This window comes from Pseudomonas sp. Pseusp49 (genome assembly GCF_059491875.1).
This window is the reverse complement of sequence record NZ_CP168514.1, coordinates 3,120,985-3,145,545: the sequence shown is the minus strand read 5'-3', so window position 1 is coordinate 3,145,545 and position 24,561 is coordinate 3,120,985. Positions and strand designations below refer to the sequence as shown.

Annotated in this window: 16 protein-coding genes and 1 pseudogene; 13 read left to right on the top strand and 4 right to left on the bottom strand. The window is 59.0% G+C overall.

What is annotated here, in order from left to right:
- Positions 1-519 precede the first annotated feature (519 nt).
- The 9 genes from ACEN83_RS14185 to ACEN83_RS14145 all read left to right on the top strand — a co-directional run bounded on the left by ACEN83_RS14185 (position 520) and on the right by ACEN83_RS14145 (position 16,898).
- Positions 520-3,600 (top strand): amino acid adenylation domain-containing protein, encoded by a 3,081-nt coding sequence (locus tag ACEN83_RS14185; protein ID WP_495580671.1) that lies wholly within the window; start codon positions 520-522, stop codon positions 3,598-3,600.
- A gap of 13 nt (positions 3,601-3,613) precedes the next feature.
- A complete protein-coding gene (locus tag ACEN83_RS14180; RefSeq protein WP_495580670.1) occupies positions 3,614-6,805 on the top strand; it encodes a non-ribosomal peptide synthetase in 3,192 nt (1,063 codons plus the stop codon).
- A 3-nt stretch (positions 6,806-6,808) separates the two neighbouring features.
- Positions 6,809-11,107 (top strand): amino acid adenylation domain-containing protein, encoded by a 4,299-nt coding sequence (locus ACEN83_RS14175; protein WP_495580669.1) that lies wholly within the window; start codon positions 6,809-6,811, stop codon positions 11,105-11,107.
- A gap of 28 nt (positions 11,108-11,135) precedes the next feature.
- Positions 11,136-12,188, top strand: a complete 1,053-nt coding sequence (locus ACEN83_RS14170; protein ID WP_495580668.1) for a 3-methyl-L-tyrosine peroxygenase-related protein — start codon at positions 11,136-11,138, stop codon at positions 12,186-12,188.
- A gap of 66 nt (positions 12,189-12,254) precedes the next feature.
- Positions 12,255-12,440, top strand: coding sequence for an MbtH family NRPS accessory protein (locus tag ACEN83_RS14165; RefSeq protein ID WP_495580667.1), 186 nt, complete (start codon positions 12,255-12,257; stop codon positions 12,438-12,440).
- A 61-nt stretch (positions 12,441-12,501) separates the two neighbouring features.
- Positions 12,502-13,569 (top strand): methyltransferase, encoded by a 1,068-nt coding sequence (locus ACEN83_RS14160; RefSeq protein WP_495580666.1) that lies wholly within the window; start codon positions 12,502-12,504, stop codon positions 13,567-13,569.
- Positions 13,570-13,653: 84 nt separating this feature from the next.
- Positions 13,654-14,697: a methyltransferase gene (locus tag ACEN83_RS14155; RefSeq protein ID WP_495580665.1), complete on the top strand. Its 1,044-nt coding sequence runs from the start codon at positions 13,654-13,656 to the stop codon at positions 14,695-14,697.
- An 85-nt stretch (positions 14,698-14,782) separates the two neighbouring features.
- A complete protein-coding gene (locus tag ACEN83_RS14150) occupies positions 14,783-15,322 on the top strand; it encodes a dihydrofolate reductase family protein (RefSeq protein WP_495580664.1) in 540 nt (179 codons plus the stop codon).
- A 58-nt stretch (positions 15,323-15,380) separates the two neighbouring features.
- Positions 15,381-16,898, top strand: coding sequence for a M28 family metallopeptidase (locus ACEN83_RS14145; RefSeq protein WP_495580663.1), 1,518 nt, complete (start codon positions 15,381-15,383; stop codon positions 16,896-16,898).
- On the opposite strand, the gene ACEN83_RS14140 is transcribed toward ACEN83_RS14145, so the two are convergent.
- Positions 16,895-17,161 carry a hypothetical protein gene (locus tag ACEN83_RS14140; RefSeq protein WP_495580662.1) on the bottom strand — a complete coding sequence of 89 codons (267 nt, stop codon included), beginning with the start codon at positions 17,159-17,161 and terminating at the stop codon, positions 16,895-16,897. The genes ACEN83_RS14145 and ACEN83_RS14140 overlap by 4 nt on opposite strands.
- Before the next feature lie 217 nt (positions 17,162-17,378).
- Between ACEN83_RS14140 and ACEN83_RS14135 the strand changes: the two are divergent.
- Positions 17,379-17,960 (top strand): annotated as a pseudogene (locus tag ACEN83_RS14135) (aldo/keto reductase); the annotation flags it as partial.
- A gap of 111 nt (positions 17,961-18,071) precedes the next feature.
- On the opposite strand, the gene speB reads toward ACEN83_RS14135, so the two are convergent.
- Together speB and ACEN83_RS14125 are read right to left on the bottom strand one after the other, a co-directional pair.
- Positions 18,072-19,031, bottom strand: a complete 960-nt coding sequence (gene speB / locus ACEN83_RS14130; protein ID WP_495580661.1) for an agmatinase — start codon at positions 19,029-19,031, stop codon at positions 18,072-18,074.
- A gap of 21 nt (positions 19,032-19,052) precedes the next feature.
- The gene (locus ACEN83_RS14125; RefSeq protein ID WP_495580660.1) at positions 19,053-20,144 is read right to left on the bottom strand and encodes a polyamine ABC transporter substrate-binding protein; all 1,092 of its coding nucleotides are present in this window, start codon (positions 20,142-20,144) and stop codon (positions 19,053-19,055) included.
- Positions 20,145-20,245: 101 nt separating this feature from the next.
- Here ACEN83_RS14125 and ACEN83_RS14120 point away from each other — a divergent pair, with 101 nt between their 5' ends.
- From ACEN83_RS14120 to ACEN83_RS14110, 3 genes are all read left to right on the top strand, one after another.
- Positions 20,246-21,139 (top strand): LysR family transcriptional regulator, encoded by an 894-nt coding sequence (locus tag ACEN83_RS14120; RefSeq protein WP_495580659.1) that lies wholly within the window; start codon positions 20,246-20,248, stop codon positions 21,137-21,139.
- 164 nt (positions 21,140-21,303) lie between these two features.
- On the top strand, positions 21,304-22,410 hold the full coding sequence (locus ACEN83_RS14115) for an enoyl-CoA hydratase/isomerase family protein (protein ID WP_495580658.1): 1,107 nt from the start codon (positions 21,304-21,306) through the stop codon (positions 22,408-22,410).
- A 3-nt stretch (positions 22,411-22,413) separates the two neighbouring features.
- Positions 22,414-23,565, top strand: coding sequence for an acyl-CoA dehydrogenase family protein (locus tag ACEN83_RS14110; protein ID WP_007970104.1), 1,152 nt, complete (start codon positions 22,414-22,416; stop codon positions 23,563-23,565).
- 211 nt (positions 23,566-23,776) lie between these two features.
- Here the strand turns inward: ACEN83_RS14110 and ACEN83_RS14105 are convergent, their stop codons facing one another.
- Positions 23,777-24,550, bottom strand: a complete 774-nt coding sequence (locus ACEN83_RS14105; RefSeq protein WP_495580657.1) for an enoyl-CoA hydratase — start codon at positions 24,548-24,550, stop codon at positions 23,777-23,779.
- Positions 24,551-24,561 lie beyond the last annotated feature (11 nt).

Genomic DNA, 24,561 nt, shown 5'->3' with positions numbered 1-24,561 from the left:
ACGGACCTTAGTAGTGAAACCCATCCCATACAAATAAAAATCAAATAATAAGCCACCAAGCAAATAACACCCACGCCCAACTAGCGTCCTGACTCAAAAATTAATCTCCCATTTGAGCTACTCCTATATAGCCTGGCGCGACCTAGGGAAACTCTGAAAAAACCCACTCTTTTGAAAAAAATTTCTGCAGCCCCCGCATTTCCAGAACTTATGTTTTTGATGTCGCGCTTTTTCCCAGAACACTCCTACAGATCATTCCTAAAAGTTGGCTTCCCACCCCCATTTTTGGGCCATTGCAATATCTTGTTGCTTTCTTATCATTTGATTTTCAATCTAAATAGCCAATCATAAATCCAACTACAGCAACCGCACAGCGCCTAAAACCCAAGACAACAAATTCAACTGCATCTTGTAATCAAGGGCACTTTACTAGCTGCATGAGACATAAAGTTCCGCTGCTTCCCCGTATCAGCACGACAAGTAAAAACGCTTATCCCACTACCAAGGAGATGGTATACGGTGCAAGCTTCATTACGCCAAAAAGTTCTCTGCTTACAGCAGGCTATCGACCCCAGCCTGCCTGGCCTTTTACTTGAAGTCGCTTTTCACGTGGTCACCGATCTTTCCACTTCGCAGTTGGTATCGCGTATCGACAGAGTGGCCGAGCGGCATGCCTCTTTGCGGCAGCGCTTCGTCATGCGCGATGGCACTTACTGGATTGAACAGGCCCCACCGCAACAGCGACGCTACTGCCTGGTGCGCATCTGTAATGAGGCATCAACCAATTCACTGCTGACGCCGAGCCGCGAGCACATCGGGGTTGAGTCTGAGCAACTGTTCCACGCCGAAGTCGTGGAGCGCAGCGACGGACAACGCTACCTGGTCTTCCGAATCCATCACGCCATCGCCGACCTATGGTCTGTCGGCCTGCTGATTCGTGATTTTGCCGAAGACTGTAAAAACCGCTCCAGCGTCACCTTGGTGCCAAGGCCGATTGCCCCGGTGATCGACCGTGAGTTCTGGCGGCGCCAAATGTCGCAGAACACGCTGTTTTCCTTACCCATGGCCTCCCAGGACCAGCGCACGAACCGCCGTATGGTGCTGTCCTCCTTTATCATCGACCAGGAAAGTACCGCTGCCTTGGCCCGACTGGCCACGGCATGCGCGGTGACCCCCTACGCCATTCTGCTCGCCGCACAGGTACTGGCGTTGTCCAGAATCGGCCAGAGTAGCCGTCTGTCGCTCGCGGTGACGTTCCATGGCCGCAATCGGGGCAACAAGGACGCGGTGGGTTACTTCGCCAATACGCTTCCCGTGCCTTTCGATGTCAGCGAAAGCAGCGTGGGCGAGTTTGTCAAACGCACCGCACAGCGCCTGGAAGAGACATCAAAAGCCAGCGTCGGTGCCGGTTATCCCGAACTGGCAGAGTTCATGGCACCACAGGGATGGGCACCGACCGTCCCGTCCAGTGCGGTGATTTTCCAGCAAGATATGCCAGGCATGCCAAGAGGATTGGCGGCAGCCCTGCTGGGACTGGGCACGGTGCAATTAGAGGACCTGGCACTGACCGCGGTACAGGCACCGCCCAGCATCGGCCCCTTTGCCACCGCGCTGTTACTGACGCGCCATGAGGGCCAGTTGCATGGCCGGGTCGAGGTCGATCCTGCGCAGCATCCCGGTTGGCTGGCAGATGCGATAGCCGGTCAGTTCGCCGTGATCCTGAAGGAAATGGTGCGTGATCCACACGCCAGGCTGTCAACCATTCCAGCGTGCCTGTTGCACCTGCCAGAAGCCCAGGGCCAACCGAGGCCGGGGCCCGCAACAGAGACATTGGTTGCAGCCTTTCTCCGGCAAGTCGCCATCGCGCCGGACAATCCCGCGCTGCTTACGCCCCAGGCCACCATCAGCTACGGCGAATTGGCCAGTCGAGTAGCCAGGCTCTCGGCAGCCATGCGCCTGCGTGGATTCGAGCCTCGACAAACCCTGGCGATACTCCTGCCTCGCGATATCTATCTCGTCCCGGCCCTGCTGGCGGTCATGGCCTGCGGCGGCAGTTATGTGCCCATTAGTGAAGCGAACCCTGTCGAGCTCAACCGCTCGATTCTGGCCAAGGCCCGCTGCCGCGCGATCCTCACGGACCAAGAGGGCGTGACCCGTTTCGCCCACTTGGCGCCCTGCTGGTCCTTGAGCGACCTGCTGTCGATGCCCGACGCCCCGCTGCAGGACCACTCCAGGCTTCAAGCCAAGGCCTACATCCTGTTCACCAGCGGCTCCACCGGGGAACCAAAAGGCGTGGCGATCACCCATGCCAATGCTGCCAACTTGCTGCGTTGGGCGGCTCAGGATTGTGGCCCCGAGTACCTGGCGCAAACACTGGCGGCAACCCCGACGACGTTCGATCTTTCGATTTTCGAGATGTTTGCCCCTCTTGTGGTCGGTGGCTGCGTCCGGCCCGTCTCCTCGGCCATGTCGCTGATCGACAATCCGGCGCTGCTGACCGGCACCACACTGGTCAATACGGTGCCGTCGGTGGCCGACGCCTTGTTGCAGCATGATGTGCTGGATCCCTCCCTGTGCATGCTCAACCTCGCGGGAGAACCGCTGAGCCGGGATCTTTACCTGAGGCTTCAGGAAAAACTGCCCGCCACACGCATCGTTAACCTCTACGGCCCGACGGAAACGACAACCTACTCCACCGCCCTGGTGATCGAACCCGCTCAACAGGAAATCACCATCGGTTTTCCACTGCCTGGCACCTGGGTCGATGTCGTGGATGAAAATATGCAGAGCGTCGGTATCGGTGTGCCTGGCGAACTGATCATCCATGGACACGGCGTGGCGCAAGGCTATGTCAGCGACCCCGTGCGTAGCGCCGCTTCTTTTTTGCCAGCACCCGATGGATTGCGTTGCTACCGCACGGGAGACCGTGTCCGCTGGTTGCCCGATGGCCGCCTAGACTTTATCGGCCGACAGGATGATCAGGTCAAAGTCCGCGGTTTCCGGGTCGAGCTGGGGCCCGTTCAGGCCGAACTGCATGCCATTGAAGCCATTCGTGAATCCGCAGTGGTCGTTGTCGCCAAAGGACAGCAGCGCAGCATCGTGGCTTTCGTCTCCCTGAAAGAGCCGAGCGAAGATGAATCGGAGCAGCGCAATGGCATAAAACAACACTTACTTGGCGTACTTCCCTATTACGCAGTACCAGACAAGTTTATTTTTCTTGAAGCACTGCCAAGAAACAAACATGGCAAGATCGATAGAACCCTGCTCTTGAAACATGTGCCCCAAACTGCGCAAGAGCGCAAGATGCGAGAAGCGAGCGACCTCGAACAACGCGTTGCCAACTGCTGGCAAACAATCATCGGCCATCATGTCCAACTCCACGAGAACTTCCTGGAAATTGGAGGCCACTCGCTTTCCCTTACGCATTTAACCGGTCTATTGAGAAAAGAATTCAATATTCATATTTCACTACATGACCTCTGGATCAGGCCAACCATAGAACAACAGGCAAAGTTCATTCACAAGTTGCAAAGTTCGGCACTGGCAAAGTCTGCCGCCGCGCCAATCCCACGACTTGACCGAAAGATCTCTCATCATTAATCAGGAGTACCGCATGAGCATTAATACATGCCGGACTGCAGCTTTCCCTGCGTCATACGGCCAGGAACAGATCTGGTTTCTGAACGAACTGAACCAGAAATCCCAGCTGGCTTATACCATGGCGATGAAAGTATCTATTGTCGGAAAACTGAACACACTACAGTTGCAGCGCGCGGTCAACCAGGTCGTGGGCTCCCAGGAAGTTTTGAGAACCTCCTTTGCCTATAATAATGGGAAGTTGAGCCAAGTCATTTCACCCTCCGCCACACTTCCCATTCGCTGCGTGGAATGCATTGACGATGTACCTGCGATGCAACGCCTGATCAACATGGAAGTCCAGCGTGGCTGGTCGCTGAGCAGCGCGCCGCTGTACCGCCTTTTGCTGATAAAAACCGGCGACCAGCAACATGAGCTGGTCATCTGCACCCACCATATCGTCTGCGATGGCATCTCGCTGCAACTGTTGCTGCAAAAAATAGTCGTCGCCTATCAAGGCCAAGGCCATGAGGGGGCACCCACAATCCCGGATGAAGAGGCCCTGCAATTCGTCGACTATGCGGCTTGGTCAAGACAGCACGAACACGCTGGACTCGAGTACTGGCGCAAGCAGCTGGCCGATGCCCCGACGATACTGGACATTTCGACAAGGCCCGGCCGAAGCGAACAACAGACATTTGTCGGCGCGCGAATTCCCCTCGAGTTCAACCACCACCAATGGCAGGCACTGCGCCAGACGTTCAGACCCCAGGGCATCTCCTGCGCAGCGGTGTTCCTGGCCGCCTACTGCGTCGTCCTGCACCGCTTGGCCGAACAGGACGACATTCTGATCGGGCTGCCAACCTCAAATCGCCTGCGCCCGGAGTTGGCACAAGTAATCGGCTACCTATCCAATATGTGCGTGTTTCGCAGCCGATATGCTCAGGACCAAAGCGTTACGGACTTTCTTCAACAGGTTCAGCTGACCCTTACCCATCTGATCGAACATGGGGAAACCCCTTTCTTGCAAGTGTTACAAAGCGTTGAGCATACACGGCACGCCGGTATGACTCCGTTGTTCCAGGTGCTGTTTGGCTATGAGCAGGACGTTCAACGCACGCTGGATACCGGCGACCTGCAATTTACGGTTTCGGATGTCGATACCGGGGCCGCACGCCTCGATCTGTCACTGTTCCTGTTCGAGGACCACGACCTCAACGTCAACGGCTTTCTGGAATATGCAACGGACCGTATCGACGCCGAGGCTGCCGAAAACATGGTCGGCATGCTCACCAGAGTGCTGCGCGAGTTCGTCACGGCGCCACAGGCCCCGCTGAGCGCCGTACAGCTGGGGGCGGCGGACTCCGAAGAGCAGACACCTGCGATCACGCCGACTTTCCCGAGTGTGCCAGCCCGTCTGTTCGCCTTGGCAGACAGTCACCCCAGTGCGACCGCGCTGCGTGACGAGCAAGGCGAACTGACCTATGCGCAGTTGCGCCAGCAGATCATGCAGGCGGCGGCCACCCTGCACACCCAGGGCGCGAAACCCGGTACCCTGATCGCGGTCATCGGCGAACGCGGCATCCCCTGGGTGGTCACCATGCTGGCCATCTGGCAAGTCGGGGGCATCTACGCTCCGTTGTCCAAGGACCTGCCCGAACAGCGTCTGCAAGGCATCCTGGCGGAACTCGACGGGGCCATGCTGGTTACCGACGACAGCGCGCCGGAACGCTTCGGGCAACCTGTGACGCTGGCTATGGACGCGTTATGGGCCGATGCCGTAACGCAACATGAGCAGCACGCGACGGACGCCAGCCTCCAGTCCGGTTACATGATGTTCACCTCCGGATCGACCGGCAAACCGAAAGGCGTGCACGTCAGCCAGGCCAACTTGGTCGCTACCCTGAGCGCATTCGGCCAACTGCTGCAGGTGAAGCCAAGCGATCGGATGCTCGCGCTGACGACCTTCTCCTTCGACATTTCACTACTGGAATTGCTGCTTCCCCTGGTGCAGGGCGCCAGCGTGCAGATAGCCGTCCCACAGGCTCAGCGGGATGCGGAAAAGCTCGCGGGCTATCTCGCCGATCCCCAGATCACCCTTGTCCAGGCCACGCCAGTGACCTGGAGGCTGCTACTGTCGAGCGGCTGGCAGCCACGGGAAAGCTTGACCCTGCTGTGCGGTGGCGAAGCGCTGCCACAGGATCTGGCGGACAGATTGTGCTTGCCCGGCATGACCCTGTGGAACCTCTACGGCCCGACCGAAACGACGATCTGGTCCACGGCCTGTCACCTGCAACCCGGTGCCCCTGTGCAACTGGGCCATCCCATTCCAGGTACGCATGTGGCCCTGGTAGATCGGGACCTGCGCAGCGTGCCCAGAGGGATAATCGGCGAACTGCTGATCTGCGGTCCCGGCGTCAGCCAGGGCTACTATCGCAACCCGGTTGAAACAGCGAAGCAGTTCGTACCGGACCCAGTTGCTGCAGGTAGGCGCGCCTATCTGACCGGCGACAGGGTGCGCATGCTGCAGGACGGTTCACTGGTCTATATCGGTCGACGTGACGACCAGATCAAGCTACGCGGCCATCGTATTGAGCTGGGAGAGATCGAGGCTGCACTGCGAACGCTGCCCGGGGTACGGGATGCCGCCGCCCAACTCCACGGCCAGGACGCAAGCCGGGGCATACAGGCCTTCGTCCAGCTTTGCGCAACAGTCGATGAAAGCCGGATCGATATCGGACACTGGCTCGAGGTACTGCGCCTGGCACTGCCTGAGGCGTGGCTGCCGACGGAATATTACAGGATCGATGGCATTCCCCTCACCTACAACGGCAAGCGGGACAGGAAGCGCCTCCTGACCCAGGCCGTCAGGTTGCAAACGCCCAGCCAGCGGGTCGCCCCCGGGAGTGACACCGAGGCCCAGGTTCAGCAGATCTGGTGCGAACTGCTCAACCTAGAGGATATCGGCGTTACGGATGATTTTTTCCAGTTAGGCGGCCACTCCATACTGGTGGCGCGCATGGTCGAACGCATCGAAACCACGTTCGGACGACGCATACCTATCGCAGATATCTATTTTTCTCCGACGATCGCCCGTGTGGCGGCGACGCTGAACTCCATGACATTCGCAAGAGGGCTGGCTGCACACAGCATGAAAGGCGATTGGGAGTTCACCGCCATCAGCCTTCAACACAACGCCGACAGCACAGCCGCCGTTCAGGAAAGATAAATCATGCAAAGCCCCAACATCGATTCTTTCGAGGCAGCACTGCGCTCGCTGCCCGCAGCCCGCGATGCACTCGGTGCCTATCCGTTGTCCAGCGAACAAAAGCGCCTCTGGTTACTGGCCCAGCTGGCGGGCACGGCAACGTTGCCGGTGACGGTGCGTTATGAGTTCACCGGCAGGGTGGACCTTGCCGTCGTGCAACAGAACCTGAGCTCATGGGTCTCACACAGCGAGTCCCTGCGCAGCCTGTTCGTCGAAGTGCTGGGACGCCCCGTCAGGCTTCTGATGCCTACGGGCCTGGTGAAATTGGAATTCTTCGGTCACCCGCAGTCTGATGCCGACATGGCCGGGCACCTGGGAGCCGCCTTCGAACTCGACAAGGGGCCGTTGCTGCGTGCGTTCATTACTCGAACCACAGCGCAAAACCATGAATTGCAACTGGTCGGCCATCCTATCGTAGTGGACGAACATGCCTTGCAACGCATTGCCCAGACCCTCTTCCAGGCCGCACCCTATCATCAGCCCCCCGCAGTCGGTGCGCTGGCCGAGGTGTTCCAACGCGAACAGACGCTGGCACGGGATGCGCAGACAACCGAGCAATGGCAGCAATGGGGAATAAGCCTTCAAGCACCTGCCGCCACGGAAATTCCGACAGAAAATCCCCGCCCCGCCATCAAAGGTTCAGATCGTCAGGTATATGAAGTCCTTACCGCATGGGGCGACCGATCAGTATCAGAAGCCGATATCGTCACCAGTTGGCTGGCCGTGCTGATGCGCTGGCAGGGATCGCAATCTGCGCTTTGCGCAATCAAGGTGCGCGACAAGGCGCATGCTAACCTGATCGGCCCGCTGCAAACCTACCTGCCGATCCGCGTCGATATACAGGATGACAGCACCCTGGCACAACTGCGACGCCAGGTGGAGGAACAGCTCAACGGCAACGACCATCCCTCCTTCTCCACGTTGCTGGAAGTTTGCCCGCCGAAGCGGGACCTGAGTCGCACACCCTACTTCCAGACCGGCCTGCACCTCATCGCGGATGATGTTCAACAGCGCTCCACCCGCGCGGGCAACCTGACGCGCCTGTCAACGAAGCAGCCCTGCAGCGACCTTGACCTGTTCATCTCCTGCTGGATGAACGACGGCATCCTTGGTCTGACGCTGGATTATGATTGCGCCGTGCTGAATTCGAGCCAGGTTGGGGTTCTGGCCCAGGCGCTCATCAGCGTATTGTCAGCGCCCGGCAAGCAACCAATCGCAACCGTTGCGCTGATGGGCCAGCAGATGCAGCAAACCGTTCTAGCTCAGGCCCATGGCCCCCATACGACACCGCCACAGCTGACGCTGACCGAACTGGTCGCCGCCAGCACGGAAAAGTCCCCGCAGGGCATTGCGGTTATCGACCACAGCCAGCAACTCAGCTATGGCGAGCTATGGGCAAGGGCAGCACTGGTGGCGGCGAATATCAGCCAGCATGTGCCAAAGCCTGGGAGCATCATCGCCGTGGCACTGCCCAGATCGGCCGAGTTCATTGCCGCGCTGCTGGGGGTACTGCGAGCAGGTCATGCGTTCCTGCCCATCGATCCCCGCCTGCCCACCGACCGCATCCAGTTCCTGATTGAACACAGTGGCTGCGAGCTGGTCATTACCTCCGACCAGCAATCTGTGGAGGGGTGGCCCGAGGTCGCCAGGATACGAATGGAGGCGCTTGATCCAGTCATACGCTGGACGACGCCCCAGGGGCTCAGCCACAGCGATGCCGCCTACCTGATCTATACCTCCGGCAGCACCGGCATTCCCAAGGGTGTCATTGTCGAGCACCGGCAAGTCGTCAACAACATCCTGTGGCGGCAACGAACCTGGCCGCTGACTTCACAGGACAACGTGCTGCATAACCATTCGTTCAGCTTCGACCCCAGTATCTGGGCGTTGTTCTGGCCTCTGCTGAACGGTGGCGCCATCGTGCTGGCGGATGCCAGGACCATGGAGGACAGCACCGGCTTGCTCGATCTGATAATCCGACATCACGTCAGCGTGCTGGGTGGCGTACCGAGCCTGCTCGGCACCCTGATCGACCACCCGTTCGCCAATGACTGCCGGGCGGTCAAGCTGGTGCTCAGTGGCGGCGAAGTCCTCCTCCCCGAACTGGCACGCAAGATTCAAAAGGTCTGGCAGGCGGACGTCGCCAACCTCTATGGCCCCACCGAAGCGACCATCGATGCGCTGTACTTTGCGGTCAAGGAAAACGGCACCGGCGCCATTCCGATTGGCTATCCAATCGACAATACAGAAGCCTACATCGTTGACCCCGATCTCAATCCGGTCCCCCCAGGCGTTCCGGGGGAAATCATGCTCGCCGGCCAGAACCTGGCGCGTGGCTATCTGGGAAAACCTGCGGAGACCGCGCAGCGCTTCCTACCCAACCCATTTGCCAACGGACGCTTGTATGCAACGGGCGATATGGGACGACGCTGGTCATCGGGGGCCATCAGCTACCTGGGTCGACGCGACCACCAGGTGAAGATTCGCGGGCATCGCATTGAGCTCAATGAAGTGGCTCATCTGTTGAGCCAAGTGCTTGAGCTGAAGGAGGCCATCGTATTCGCTCAGCACGCAGGGACCGAACAGGCACGACTAGTGGCGGCCATCGAACAACAGCCCGGCCTGAACAGCGACAGCATCAAACAGGAATTGCTGCGCCACTTGCCGGCCTATCTGATCCCCAGCCAGCTCCTGCTATTGGATGAACTGCCAAGAACCGCCACCGGCAAGGTCGATATGCTCAAGCTGAATCAGTTGGCGGCCCCCCAACTGAACGAAGCCACGGCCACGGAATACCGTGCGCCACGGACCGACCTTGAACAATCGGTCATGGAGGATTTCGCGCAAGTACTCGGCCTCGCGGCTGTAACGCCGGACACGGATTTCTTCGAACAAGGCGGTAACTCGATTCTGCTCACGCGCCTGGCAGGCACCCTGGCGGCCAAATACCAAGTGCAAATCCCACTGCATGAATTTTTCCTGACACCGACCCCGGCCGCGGTGGCGCAAGCGATTGAAATCTACCGTCGTGAAGGCCTCACTGCCCTCCTGTCACGCCAGCATGCACAAACGCTGGAGCAGGACATCTACCTGGAAGAACACATCCGGCCGGACGGCTTACCGCATGCCAACTGGTACCAGCCTTCTGTCGTGTTCCTGACCGGAGCCACCGGCTATTTGGGGCTGTACCTGATTGAACAGTTGCTCAAGCGCACCACGAGCCGGGTCATCTGCCTGTGCCGCGCGAAGAGTGCCGAGCATGCCAAGGCCAGAATTCTGGAAGGCCTGAAAACCTACCGCATCGACCTGGGCAGCGAACTTCACCGGGTGGAGTGCCTCGCGGGCGATCTGGCTTTGCCGCACCTGGGCCTGAGCGAGCATCAATGGCAAACGCTGGCCGAAGAAGTCGATGTGATTTATCACAACGGCGCTCTGGTCAACTTCGTCTATCCCTACAGCGCGCTCAAATCCACTAACGTGGGAGGCACGCAGACCATCCTGGAATTGGCCTGCACCACTCGACTCAAGAGTGTTCAGTATGTCTCCACCGTGGATACTCTCCTGGCGACGCATATCCCCCGCCCCTTCATCGAGGACGACGCCCCCCTGCGTTCCGCCGTCGGCGTGCCAGTGGGCTACACCGGCAGTAAGTGGGTGGCTGAAGGGGTGGCGAATCTTGGCCTCTGCCGCGGTATTCCGGTCAGCATCTTCCGCCCAGGGTTGATCCTGGGTCATACCGAAACTGGCGCCTCGCAGAGCATCGACTACCTGCTGGTGGCGCTACGGGGTTTCCTGCCCATGGGAATCGTGCCGGATTACCCACGCATCTTCGACATCGTGCCTGTGGACTACGTTGCCGCGGCGATCGTGCACATTTCGCTGCAACCGCAAGGCAGGGACAAGTTCTTCCACCTGTTCAACCCGGCGCCGGTCACCATCCGTCAGTTCTGCAACTGGATCCGCGAGTTCGGCTATGAGTTCAAGCTGGTCGACTTCGAACACGGTCGGCAGCAGGCATTGAGCGTACCGCCCGGGCACCTGCTGTACCCGCTAGTGCCCCTGATCAGGGATGCCGATCCGCTGCCTCATCGTGCGCTGGATCCTGACTACATCCATGAAGTGAACCCCGCGCTGGAATGCAAACAGACCTTAGAGCTGCTGGCCTCCTCGGACATCACCTTACCGGAAACGACAAAGGCCTACGCGCACACTATTTTGCGTTACCTGACAGAGACCGGCTTCATGGCCAAGCCTGGCGTGTAGCGGATTGATCAGAGACAGGACGAATATCATGGAATCGATAGCCTTTCCCATTGCACATGCGCCCTTCATCCTGGGCTGCCCTGAAAACCTGCCAGCCACCGAGCGGGAGCTTGCCCCCTCCGCTGCGATGGCATGGCAGGTTTTGGAGTATCTGGAAGCGTGCCCCCAACCGAAAAACCTCGAGCAGTATCTCGGCACGCTCCGTGAAGTCATGGCGCAACTTCCATGCGCTTCCACGGGGCTGATGACCGATGATCCACGGGAAAACCAGGAAAACCGGGACAACGATTTCGCCTTCGGTATCGAACGACACCAGGGCGACACTGTTGCCCTGATGGTCAACGCCGCCCTCGATGCTGTGATTCAAACGGGCGAGTTGGTCCGGCGCAGTGGCACCAGCCTGGATCACTCGGAATGGAGCGACATGATGTCCGTCGCGCAGGTGATCCTGCAGACGATTACCAGCCCCCGGCTCATGTCCGAATCCCGCGTGATTTTCCAGGCACCGAAAAGCAAGGTCGAGGAGGATGAACAAGACCCCCTGAGACGCTGGGTGCGCGGCCACCTGCTGTTCATGGTCCTGTGCCAGGGCATGAGCCTGTGCACCAACCTCCTGATCAGCGCTGCCCGCGATAAGGACCTCGAACTGGCTTGTGCACAGGCCAATCGACTGATTCAACTGATGAATATCTCGCGCATCACGCTCGAGTTTGCCACCGATCTGAACTCGCAACAGTACGTCAGCCAGATTCGACCGACCCTCATGCCACCGATCGCCCCACCCAAGATGAGTGGCATCAACTGGCGTGACCATGTGGTGATGATCCGTTCGATGCGCCAGTCCACCGAGGCCTGGAACTTCATTGAACAGACCTACCCTCAACTGGTTGAACGTATGCGAACCATATTGGCGCAGGTCTACAGCGCTCATCGCGGAGTTTGCGAAAAATTCGTTGGCGAAGAGAACACCAGTTTGTTGGCCAAGGAAAACGCCACGAACACCGCCGGCCAGGTGCTGGAAAACCTGAAGAAATCAAGATTGAAATACCTCAAAACAAAAGGCTGTACCGGTGCGGGATAACGCCTGACTGCACCTCACACCCCAATTAAAACCGGTCCGATATACGGGAAAGCAAAGGAGAGAACCATGCCGACATTCCTGGGGGATGACGACACAGTGCCATGCGTGGTCGTCGTTAACGCTGACAAACAATATTCGATATGGCCAAGCGCAAGAGAGATTCCATCGGGTTGGTCCGAAGCAGGATTCAAGGGGGCACGCGCAGACTGCTTGAAACATATCGCGGAGATCTGGCCAGAGCCGACGGCATAGATACAACGTGATGCAAAAAAGATTGCGTGAAAACATCCATTAGCCAAAGCAAGGAAGAAAAATGACTTTTACCCATCGCACCACCGATCAAGTCAAGCCTGCGGTACTGGATATGCCGGGCCTGTCGGGCATTCTTTTCGGCCACGCCGCTTTCCAATACCTGCGGGCCAGCTGCGAACTGGACCTATTCGAGCATGTCAGCGACCTGCGCGAAGCAACCAAGGACAGCATAGGCAGCCGACTGAAACTACAGGAGCGCGCTACCGATATTCTGCTGCTGGGCGCCACCTCCCTGGGCATGCTAGTCAAGGAAAACGGTATCTACCGCAATGCCGATGTGGTTGAGGACCTGATGGCCACGGACGACTGGCAACGTTTCAAGGATACCGTGGCCTTTGAAAACTACATCGTCTATGAAGGGCAGTTGGACTTTACTGAGGCCCTGCAGAAAAACACCAACGTCGGTCTGCAGCGTTTCCCAGGCGAAGGGCGAGACCTCTATCACCGCCTGCACCAGAATCCCAAACTGGAAAACGTGTTCTATCGCTATATGCGCTCGTGGTCCGAGCTGGCCAACCAGGACCTGGTCAAGCACCTCGACCTGTCGCGCGTGAACAAATTGCTCGACGTGGGGGGTGGGGACGCGGTCAACGCCATCGCCCTGGCCAAACACAACGAGCACCTGAACGTAACGGTACTGGATATCGACAACTCCATTCCGGTCACTCAGGGCAAAATCAATGAATCCGGGCTCAGCAACCGGGTAAAAGCCCAGGCACTGGATATCCTGCACCAGCCCTTCCCCGAGGGTTACGACTGCATTCTCTTCGCCCACCAATTGGTGATATGGACCTTGGAGGAAAACACCCAGATGCTGCGCAAGGCCTACGATGCGCTGCCAGAAGGCGGGCGTGTGGTCATCTTCAACTCCATGTCCAACGATGAAGGCGACGGCCCGGTCATGGCCGCACTGGACAGCGTCTACTTTGCCTGTCTGCCTGCCGAGGGCGGCATGATCTATTCCTGGAAACAGTATGAGGGCTGCCTGGCGGAAGCCGGCTTCAAAAACCCCATGCGTACCGCGATTCCAGGCTGGACCCCACACGGCATCATCATGGCCTACAAGTAATTCTTCCTCCTCCGACTCCACTGGGGCCGGAGGAGTCATTTCCACATTTCCGTATTGACGCCACCTGGCGATAGGGGCACCGACATGGCACGGCCACCCAAGACAAATGTTGCGATGCCGCAACAGATAAGACAGCTTCTATACAGCCAACTTATTTCGCAATCGATTCAAACCTTCTGTGAACTGCGTCTGCCTGATGTTCTGCAAGCAGCCGGCCAGCCCACCTCCATCGAACGGCTGGCTGAGCAGACACACACCCATATCAGCGCCCTGTCACGCTTGTTGAAAGCCTTGAAGCCATTCGGGCTGGTGAATGAAACCGACGAAGGTTTTTCCTTGACCGCTCTCGGCGCCAGTCTGACCCATGACGCCTTTGCTTCCGCTCAGCCCAGTGCCCTGTTGATCAATGGTGAAATGGGCCAAGCCTGGCGTGGCATGGCGCAGACGATCCGAACCGGCGAATCCAGCTTCAAGATGCAATTTGGCATCAGCTTGTTCGAGTATTTTGAACAGCACCCGGAACGCCGGGCCATCTTTGACCGTTCCCAGGACATGGGACTGGACCTGGAGATCCCGGAAATACTGGAGAACATCAACCTGCAGGACGGTGAGATCATTGTCGATGTAGGGGGTGGTTCAGGGCATTTGCTGTTGCACATGCTGGACAAGTGGCCCGAAAGCAAAGGTGTACTCTTCGATTTACCCGTCGCGGCAAAAATCGCGCAGGAACATCTGCACAAGATTGGAAAAGCTGGCTGCTTCGAAATCGTCGCCGGGGACTTCTTCAAGAGCCTGCCAGACAATGGCAGCGCTTACCTGCTGTCCCATGTCTTGCATGACTGGGGCGACGAAGACTGCCAGGCCATATTGGCCACCTGCCGACGGAGCATGCCGGACAATGCGCTGCTGATTGTAGTGGACCTGGTGATTGACCAGGATGAAAGTGCTCAGCCCAATACCACGGGCGCAATGATGGATCTTTACATGCTGTCTTTGTTCGGTATCGCCGGTGGCAAGGAGCGCAATGAGGTTGAATTCAGAACCCTCATTGAAAACAGCGGCTTTATCGTCAAACAGGTAAAGCGCCTGCCAAGTGGGAACGGCATTATCTTCGCCTACCCGAAATAAATGATCACCATCGCCCCTCGCCACTTTCGAGAGGTGCTCTTTATTTACGGGTCATTTCCCACCTGCATGACTACAAGGAAAACACATGTCGACGCTGGTCTATTACGTAGCTGCCACCCTGGATGGTTATATTGCCACTCAACAACACAAACTGGATTGGCTGGAGAACTTTGCGCTGGGGGATGATGCAACGACCTATGAAGATTTTTATCAGACGGTCGGAGCGGTGGTCATGGGGTCGCAGACCTATGACTGGATCATGTCGAACGCTCCCGATGACTGGCCCTACCAGAATGTACCCGCCTTTGTCATGAGCAACCGGAATCGGTCAGTCCCTGCCAATCTGGATATCACCTTCGTACACGGTGATGCCGGTGCCATCGCGGCCAAGGCCAGGCAAGCGGCGAAGGGCAAGAATGTCTGGCTGGTCGGTGGCGGCAAAACGGCAGCCTGTTTTGCCGACGCCGGGGAATTACAGCAGCTGTTCATTACCACCATTCCGATCTTTCTCGGCACCGGCGTTCCCGTACTGCCCGTTGACCGCGCGCTTGAAGTCGTTCCCAGAAAACTGCGTACGCTGCAGAGCGGTGCCATGGAATGCGTCCTGGACGTGAAAGCGGATTAACACCCGCAAGACGATCAGGTATCGAAACTCGCAGCGTCGGCCCCAAAGGGAAAAACCAGTGAAGCGTTTGGTATTAAGTTTATGTTTGCTGGCCGTTGTCGCTCTGGCGAGTGTTCATGGAACAGGGATGGTGAAAACCGCCGCCCTGACAGCCGCCGATGCTAGCGATATCGGATATCTGAATGTACTCAATAACCTGGGCGTCATCGCCGCCGCCCCCCACCCCACCGCATCACCACGCCAGGCCGCTGTCAGGCATTACTTGCAGGAAACGATTGCGGGTATGGGTTACCAGGTGGTTGAGCAACCTTTTCGATTTACCATCGAAAGCATGGTGAACCGGCAGAAAATGCTCTACGCCGAGCTGAACGAGCACCAGCGCCAAGCATTCGATGCCGAGCTGGCTCGGGTGGGCGCGGACAGTTTTGAAAAGGAAGTGCGAATCCGCTCCGGCCTGCTGGAAGGCGACAGCGGCCAGGGTATCAACCTGATAGCCTCACGCCGCGTACCGGGAGCGACTGCGACGATCCTGTTCATGGCGCATTACGACAGCGTTGGCACCGCCCCTGGGGCCAGTGACGATGGCATGGCCGTCGCCTCGATACTCCAGCTGATGCGGGAAACCGTTACCCGTAGCGATGCCAAAAACAATGTTGTCTTTCTATTTACCGATGGCGAAGAACTGGGCCTACTGGGAGCGGAGCACTACGTCTCGCAGCTCAGCACGCCGGAACGTGAAGCCATCCGCCTGGTATTGAACTTCGAAGCCAGGGGTAACCGGGGCATCCCTTTATTATTCGAGACCTCGCAGATGGACTACAGCCTGATCAGGAATCTGAACGCAGGGGTTAGGGACATCATATCCTTCTCATTCACCCCCCTGATTTACAAGATGCTGCAAAACGACACGGACTTTACGGCCTTTAGAAAAAAGAACATCGCGGGGTTGAATTTTGCGATCGTGGAGGGTTTTCAACACTACCACCACATGAGCGACACGGTGGAGAACCTTGCGCCAGAAACCTTGTTTCGCTACCAAAAGACAGTGCGTGAAGTGGGCAACCACTTTATCCAGGGTATCGACCTCTCCTCCCTGAGCGCTGACGAGGACGCAACCTATTTCCCACTGCCAGGCGGCACGCTGCTGGTACTCCCTTTGCCCGCCATGTATGCGCTGGGCATCGCCTCGTTCGTGCTCTGCGGTCTTTGGGCGCAACGCTGCCGCACTCGCCGCCAACATCAGGGCAAGAATTCCGTGCTGCGGCCCATGGCCATTATCCTGTTCGGCATTGCCTGCGCAGTACTTGCATTCTACGTCCCCAGCATTGCCTATCTGTTCGTCATCCCCGGCCTGCTTCTGGCTTGCGCCATGTTGTTGCGAAGCCTCTCCATCTCCTATTCGATCATGCTGCTGGGCGCTTATGCCTTCGGGATACTCTACGCGCCTATCGTCTACCTGATTTCATCAGGTCTTAAGATGCCGCTCATTGCCGGGGTCATTGCACTCCTCCCCCTATGCCTGCTGGCCGTGGGACTGGGCCCAGTTTGGGCGAAGCTACAATCTGAGGACATTTAGCTTTTCTGGGGTTTTTGATCGGTCTCACGCAAAGCGTCGTAGAGCACGGTCTTCCCGATTTTTAGCCGTATTGCCACTTCACGATCGTTGCCCCCCTGTGTCAGCAGTACCCTCGCACTTTGTAATTTACGGATCAATTCGGCCGCACAGCGTTGCCGGAATTGGTCGATAAATTTGGCGGGAATGTCCTGAAACACTGCCGGCGCCAAGCCAATAACGTTGATGCACTTGAGCTTGGCGATGGCGACCAATACGCTGTCCAAACTGGCCTTGCCGGGGTCGGTCTTGAGATTACTGAACGAGATGGCAGTAGCTTGCTCGCTATGCGTGTCGTCCGGGTCGACTTCCTCGTCGCCCAGCAGTCAGTCGAGAGCAGCCTTGTCATCTGCACTCAAGCCCGTGAATGATCGCTTGCTGCCTTGTTTCGTAGCTGCGCACGGAAGAACGGATGACACGATCAAGGTGATCGCCGGCGGGTGGTTCCAGGCGTGGCGCTTCGCCCGCGCCGACCTGCTGGCCGAAGTACGTGGCTTTGCGCCGATCGCTGCGATCCAGGTCGAGTACAGCCTCGCCGAACGCACCGCCGAGCGCGAACAACTGCCGATGGCCGAAGCCCTTGGCCTGGCCGCGACGCTGTGGTCGCCACTGGGTGGTGGCTTCCTGACCGGTAAATATCGCAACAGCGAAGGCGACAACCGCGCGAACAAGCTCGGCGTGCTGATTCATGCTGAAAAAAGCGCCCGCGAAACCGCCCTGCTCGACACCTTGATCGACGTCGCTGCAGAACTCGACGCCAGCCCGACCCACGTGGCCATTGCCTGGTTGCGGGAAAAGGCCAAGCGATCGACTACGGCGCTGATTCCGATCCTCGGTTCACGGACACGTGAACAGTTGGACGCCACGTTGGGGGCGCTGAATGTGCAGTTGAGTGCTGAGCAAATGGCGCGACTGAACGGCGTCAGTGAAGTGGCCAAAGGCGTGCCGCACGAATCCATCTCAGGTTCGTTCGCGCGGTTCAGCGGTGGCCGGATTCTCGACTTGCCAATCGTTCCAGTGGCCTGACACAAATCTGTGGGAGCGGGCTTGCTCGCGAAGGCGTCGTATCAGTCGACATTGTCGTTGAATGACACACCGCTTTCGCGAGCAAGCCCGCTCCCACATTTCGACCCTGTACTACTTATCGACCTTATGTCTGGCCGCATACAGACACAACATCTCCATCGCCAATGTCGCCGCCGCCAGTGAGGTGATCTCCGCACTGTCATAGGCGGGCGCCACTTCCACCACGTCCATGCCCACCAGATTGATTCCGCGCAGGCCGCCGAGGATCTCCAGCGCCTGCACCGTGCTCAGGCCGCCGCATACCGGTGTTCCGGTACCCGGAGCGAATGCCGGATCGAGGCAGTCGATGTCGAAGGTCAGGTACACCGGGTTATCGCCGACCCGCGCGCGAATCGCCTCGACAATCGCTTCGCAGCCACGGCGATGCACCTGTCGCGCATCCAGCACTTGAAAGCCCTGGTGATCGTCATTGGTGGTGCGCAAGCCGATTTGCACCGAGCGCGACGGGTCGACCAGCCCTTCCCTGGCCGCGTGCCAGAACATGGTGCCGTGGTCGATGCGCTTGCCCTCTTCGTCCGGCCAGGTGTCGCTGTGGGCGTCGAAGTGGATCAGCGACAATGCCCCGTGCTTGCGGGCATGGGCCTTGAGCAGCGGATAGGTGATGAAATGGTCGCCGCCAAAGGTCAGCATCGCCGTGCCGGCGTTGAGGATGTGCTCGGCGTGGGCCTCGATGCATTCCGGCGTCGATTGCGGCGAACCGTAATCGAAATTGCAATCGCCGAAATCGATCACCGCCAGATGATCGAACGGATCGAAGGCCCACGGCCAGTGCCGTTCCCAGGCGATCCCGGCGGAGGCGGCGCGAATGCCCCGTGGTCCGAAGCGTGCGCCGGGGCGGTTGCTGGTGGCGGTGTCGAACGGCACACCGCTGACCGCCACGTCGACCCCGCGCAAGTCACGGCTGTAGCGGCGACGCATGAAACTGGTGATGCCGGCGTAGGTACTTTCGGCGGCCGTGCCGTAAAGGCTGTCACGGGTAAGGGCTTGATCGTTTTGCATCGGGACGTCCATTGAAGGCTCCTTGTCTTTTTCTTACTGGCGGCTACGGAAAGTGGTCCACAGGCGAGTGCGCTGACGCAGGTCCTTGAGGTTCATGCTGCGGTCGGCGTACAGCCGTTCGCGCACATCGGTCAACGGATAGATGTCCGGGTCGGTGCGCACCGCTTCATCCACCAGCGGCGTGGCGGCCTGGTTCGCCGTGGCGAAAAACAGGGTGTTGGTCAGTGCCGCCACGGACTCGGGGCGCAACATGAACTCGATAAAGGCACGGGCGGCTTCGGGGTGCGGCGCGTCCTTTGGAATCGCCAGGTTGTCCTGCCAGACGAGGGTGCCCTCCCGGGGAATCCGGTAGGCAATTTCATAGGGTTTGTTGGCCTTGCGCGCCTGGTCGGCAGCCATGCTCGCGTCACCGTTGTAGGTCAACGCCAGGCACACGCTGCCATTGGCCAGGTCGCTGATCTGCCGCCCGGTGGCGACGTACAACACGTTCGGCTGCAGCTGATGCAGCAACGCCTCGGCAGCTGACAGATCGTTCTTGTCTGTGCTGTAGGGATCTTTACCCAGGTAATGCAGAGCGAGCCCGATCACCTCCTGGGGCGAATCGAGAATGGCGATGCCGCAATCCTTCAACTTGCTCGCGTACTCGGGTTTGAACAGCAGATCCAGGCTGTTGAGCGGTACGTCCGGCAAGCGCTGCTTGAGCGCCTCGACGTTCATGCCCAAACCCAGGGTGCCCCAGGTGTAAGGCACTCCGTAGCGGTTGCCGGGATCGACGGCGGCGAGCTTTTCCAGCAAATCCGGATCGAGGTTGGCGTAACCCTTGAGGCCTTCGTGGGGAATCGGTTTCAGCGCCCCGGCGGCAAGGCCCCGGGCCAGCACGCTGGAGGACGGCACCACCACGTCATAACCGCTGCCGCCGGTGAGCAACTTGGTCTCCAGCACTTCCGAAGAATCAAAGGTGTCATAGCGCACATGAATGCCGGTTTCCTGCTCGAACCGTTGCAGGGTTTCGGGGGCGACGTAATCGGCCCAACTGTACAGATTGACCACCTTGTCCTCGGCCTGGGCCGATGCGGCCATGGCAAGGAATAACGCGGGTAAACACAGCTTGAACATGGGAGCCATGACGAACACCTGACCAGAGGAAGTGGTTGCAGGATGCGTCGTCGGATACATTGGTGAAATATCAAGTTAATTAACCTGACTTTATGACGGAGTAATGTTTGATGCTCGGCCAACTGCATGATCTGGACCTGCACCTGTTGCGTCTGTTTGTCAGCGTGGTGGAGTGCGGCGGTTTCAGCGCCGCCCAGGGCCAACTGGGGTTGAGCCAGTCGAGCATCAGCCAGCAAATGGCCAAGCTGGAAACCCGCCTCGGCTATCGGCTGTGCAGTCGCGGCAAAGGCGGGTTCAGGATCACGCCCAAGGGCGAACAACTCCTCAGCGCCACCCGTGGACTGTTCGAGTCCATCGAAGCCTTCCGCCATCAATCCAACGGCGTCGCCGGGCGCTTGATCGGCGAAGTGCGCCTTGGCCTGTCCGAGGCGCTGGATCAATCGGTGCTGCAGCGGGTGGCCGAGGCGATCCGGCGCTTTCGTGAACGGGATGAATCGGTGCGCATCGAGCTGATCAGCGCCATGCCCGGCGAGATGGAGCGCTTGCTGCTGCAACAGCGGCTGGACCTGGCCATCGGCTACTTCTCGCAGGTGCAAAGCGCGTTTGACTACCGCGAACTGTTCATTGAAACCCAGCACCTGTATTGCGCCCCCGGCCATCCACTGTTCACCCACGCGAACCCGGACGATGAGGACCTGCAAGCCTGCGACCGGGTCGGTCACCCCTACCGGTTCCTGCGCAGTGACGAGCCCTTTCAGGGCGAGCGGTGTTCGGCCCGTTCGGAACAGGTCGAAGGTACCCTCGCCTTCATCCTGTCCGGCAAGCATGTCGGTTATCTGCCCAGCCACTTCGCCCGCACCTGGGAAGACAAGGGATTGCTGCGGTCGGTGCGGCGCAGCGACATGAGTTTCGACGTCGCGTTTCACCTGGCCCGGCACCGGGCGCAGGTGGCCGGTGATGCGCAGAAGGCCTTCGAAGAGGATCTGCTCGCGGCGTTTGCCTGAATCCGCCGTGGTCTACGCTGTAACAATGCCGGACATCTACATGCAAAAATGCACAGATAACCTGCACTTATCCGACTTGTACACGGCAAATTTGCACTGATACGATCCGCCATCGCTCGCGCGCGAGCATCTCGATAAAGAACAATAAAAGCAGGGAGTTAGTGATGACTGCTCAGGTTACATCGAAGGGGACGCTGTCCATGGATGCCATGCAAAACGAAGTGCTGGCCGAGGTTCGCAACCACATCGGTCACCTGACCCTCAACCGCCCCGCCGGCCTCAATGCCCTGACCCTGGACATGGTGCGCAACCTGCAGCGCCAGCTCGACGCCTGGGCCCAAGACCCGCACGTGCATGCGGTGGTCCTGCGCGGTGCCGGCGAAAAAGCCTTCTGCGCCGGCGGCGACATTCGTTCGCTGCATGACAGCTTCAAAAACGGCGACACCCTGCACGAAGATTTCTTCGTCGAGGAATACGCCCTCGACCTCGCGATCCACCATTACCGCAAACCGGTGCTGGCGCTGATGGACGGTTTTGTCCTTGGCGGCGGCATGGGTCTGGTGCAAGGCGCAGACTTGCGCGTGGTCACCGAAAAAAGCCGTCTGGCGATGCCGGAAGTCGGCATCGGCTATTTCCCGGACGTCGGCGGCAGTTACTTCCTGCCGCGCATTCCCGGTGAGCTGGGGATTTACCTGGGCGTCAGCGGCGTACAGATTCGTGCCGCCGATGCGCTGTATTGCGGCCTGGCCGACTGGTACCTCGAAAGCGACAAACTGGGCACTCTGGACGAAAAACTCGACCAGCTCGAATGGCACGACACGCCGCTCAAGGACCTGCAAGGCCTGCTGGCAACACTCGCCGTGCAGCAACTGCCCGACGCGCCGTTGAGTGCGTTGCGTCCGGCCATCGACCACTTCTTCGCCCAACCCGACGTGCCGAGTATTGTGGAGCAACTGCGTCAGGTCACGGTCGCCGACAGCCATGCGTGGGCCGTCACTACTGCCGACCTGCTGGAAACCCGTTCGCCGCTGGCCATGGGCGTCACCCTGGAAATGCTCCGTCGCGGACGCGAGCTGCCCCTTGAACAATGTTTCGCCCTTGAGCTGCACCTGGACCGCCAGTGGTTCGAGCGCGGCGACCTGATCGAAGGCGTGCGCGCCTTGCTGATCGACAAAGACAAGACACCACGCTGGAATCCGCCCACTCTTCAGGCGCTGGACGCCGAACACGTGGCGAGCTTCTTCAGCGGGTTTGACCGGAACGAGGGCTGAACCATGCACGATATCGAATTGAGCGAAGAGCAAGTGATGATCCGCGACATGGCCCGGGATTTTGCCCGTGGCGAAATCGCGCCCCATGCCCAGGCCTGGGAAAAGGCCGGCTGGATCGACGACGGCCTGGTGGCGAAGATGGGTGAGCTGGGCCTGCTGGGCATGGTGGTCCCCGAGGAATGGGGCGGCACCTATGTCGACTACGTGGCCTATGCGCTGGCGGTAGAGGAGATTTCCGCCGGCGACGGCGCGACCGGCGCCTTTATGAGCATCCACAACTCCGTGGGCTGCGGGCCGGTGCTCAACTACGGCAGCGAAGAACAGAAACAGACCTGGCTGGCGGACCTGGCCAGCGGAAAGGTCATCGGCTGCTTCTGCCTGACCGAACCCCAGGCCGGCTCCGAAGCGCACAACCTGCGCACCCGCGCCGAACTGCGCGACGGCCAATGGGTGATCAACGGCGCCAAGCAATTCGTCAGCAACGGCAAGCGCGCCAAGCTGGCGATTGTATTTGCCGTGACCGATCCGGACCTGGGCAAACGCGGCATCTCGGCCTTCCTGGTGCCGACCGATACCGCCGGTTTTATCGTTGACCGCACTGAACACAAAATGGGTATCCGCGCGTCCGACACCTGCGCCGTCACCCTGAACAACTGCACCATCCCCGAAGCCAATCTGCTGGGTGAACGCGGCAAAGGCCTGGCCATCGCCCTGTCCAACCTCGAAGGCGGTCGTATCGGCATCGCCGCCCAGGCACTGGGCATCGCCCGCGCGGCGTTCGAAGCGGCGCTGGCCTATTCCCGTGACCGGGTGCAGTTTGGCAAGACGATCAATGAGCACCAGAGCATCGCCAACCTGCTGGCCGACATGCACATGCAGCTGAACGCCGCACGCTTGATGATCCTGCACGCTGCGCGCCTGCGTACGGCCGGCAAGCCCTGCCTGTCGGAGGCGTCACAGGCCAAGCTGTTTGCGTCGGAAATGGCGGAAAAGGTCTGCTCGTCCGCGATTCAGATTCATGGCGGGTATGGGTATCTGGAAGACTATCCGGTGGAGAAGTACTACCGGGATGCGCGGATCACGCAGATCTACGAAGGCTCGAGCGAGATTCAGCGGATGGTGATTGCCCGCGAACTGAAGAACTACCTGGTTTAAAAGCAAAAGATCGCAGCCTTCGGCAGCTCCTACACAAAGCCCTGTAGGAGCTGCCGAAGGCTGCGATCTTTTGGCTGTAAACTGGTTTGAAGCCTTAAAGGCATCGCTGGCAAGCCAGCTCCCACAATGTTCGCGGTTGTTCACACATGTTGTGTACACCCCGGACCCTGTAGGAGCTGCCGAAGGCTGCGATCTTTTAGCGGTAAACGAACTACTTACCGACGAACTCCGCCTCACGCTTGGCAATGAACGCCGCCATGCCTTCCTTCTGATCCTGCGTCGCAAACGCCGCATGGAACACCCGACGCTCAAAGCGCACGCCTTCGGCCAGGCTCACTTCAAAGGCGCGGTTGACGCTTTCCTTGACCATCATCGCAATCGGCAGCGACTTCCTGGCGATCAACGCCGCGACTTTCAGTGCTTCGTCCAGCAGCTCGTCGCTTGGCACGATCCGCGCCACAATGCCGCAACGCTCCGCTTCCACGGCATCGATCAAACGACCGCTCAGGCACATTTCCATGGCCTTGGCCTTGCCCACGGCGCGGGTCAGGCGTTGGGTGCCGCCCATGCCCGGCAGCACGCCGAGGTTGATTTCCGGCTGGCCGAACTTGGCGTTGTCGCCAGCCAGGATGAAATCGCACATCAGCGCCAGCTCACAGCCGCCGCCCAGGGCAAAACCGTTGACTGCCGCGATGATCGGCTTGCGGCGGTTGGCGACGCGGTCGCTGTCGCTGAACAGGTCGTCGAGGTAGATCTGCGGGTAGGTCAGCTCGGCCATTTCCTTGATGTCGGCACCCGCGGCAAACGCCTTTTTCGAACCGGTCAGGACGATACAGCCGATATTCGCATCCGCTTCGAATCCATCGAGGGCCTGGTTCAGTTCGCTGACGATCTGCGCGTTCAACGCGTTCAACGCCTGAGGACGGTTGAGGGTGATCAGACCAACACGGCCGTGGGTTTCCAGCAAAATCGTTTCGTAGCTCATAAACAACTCCT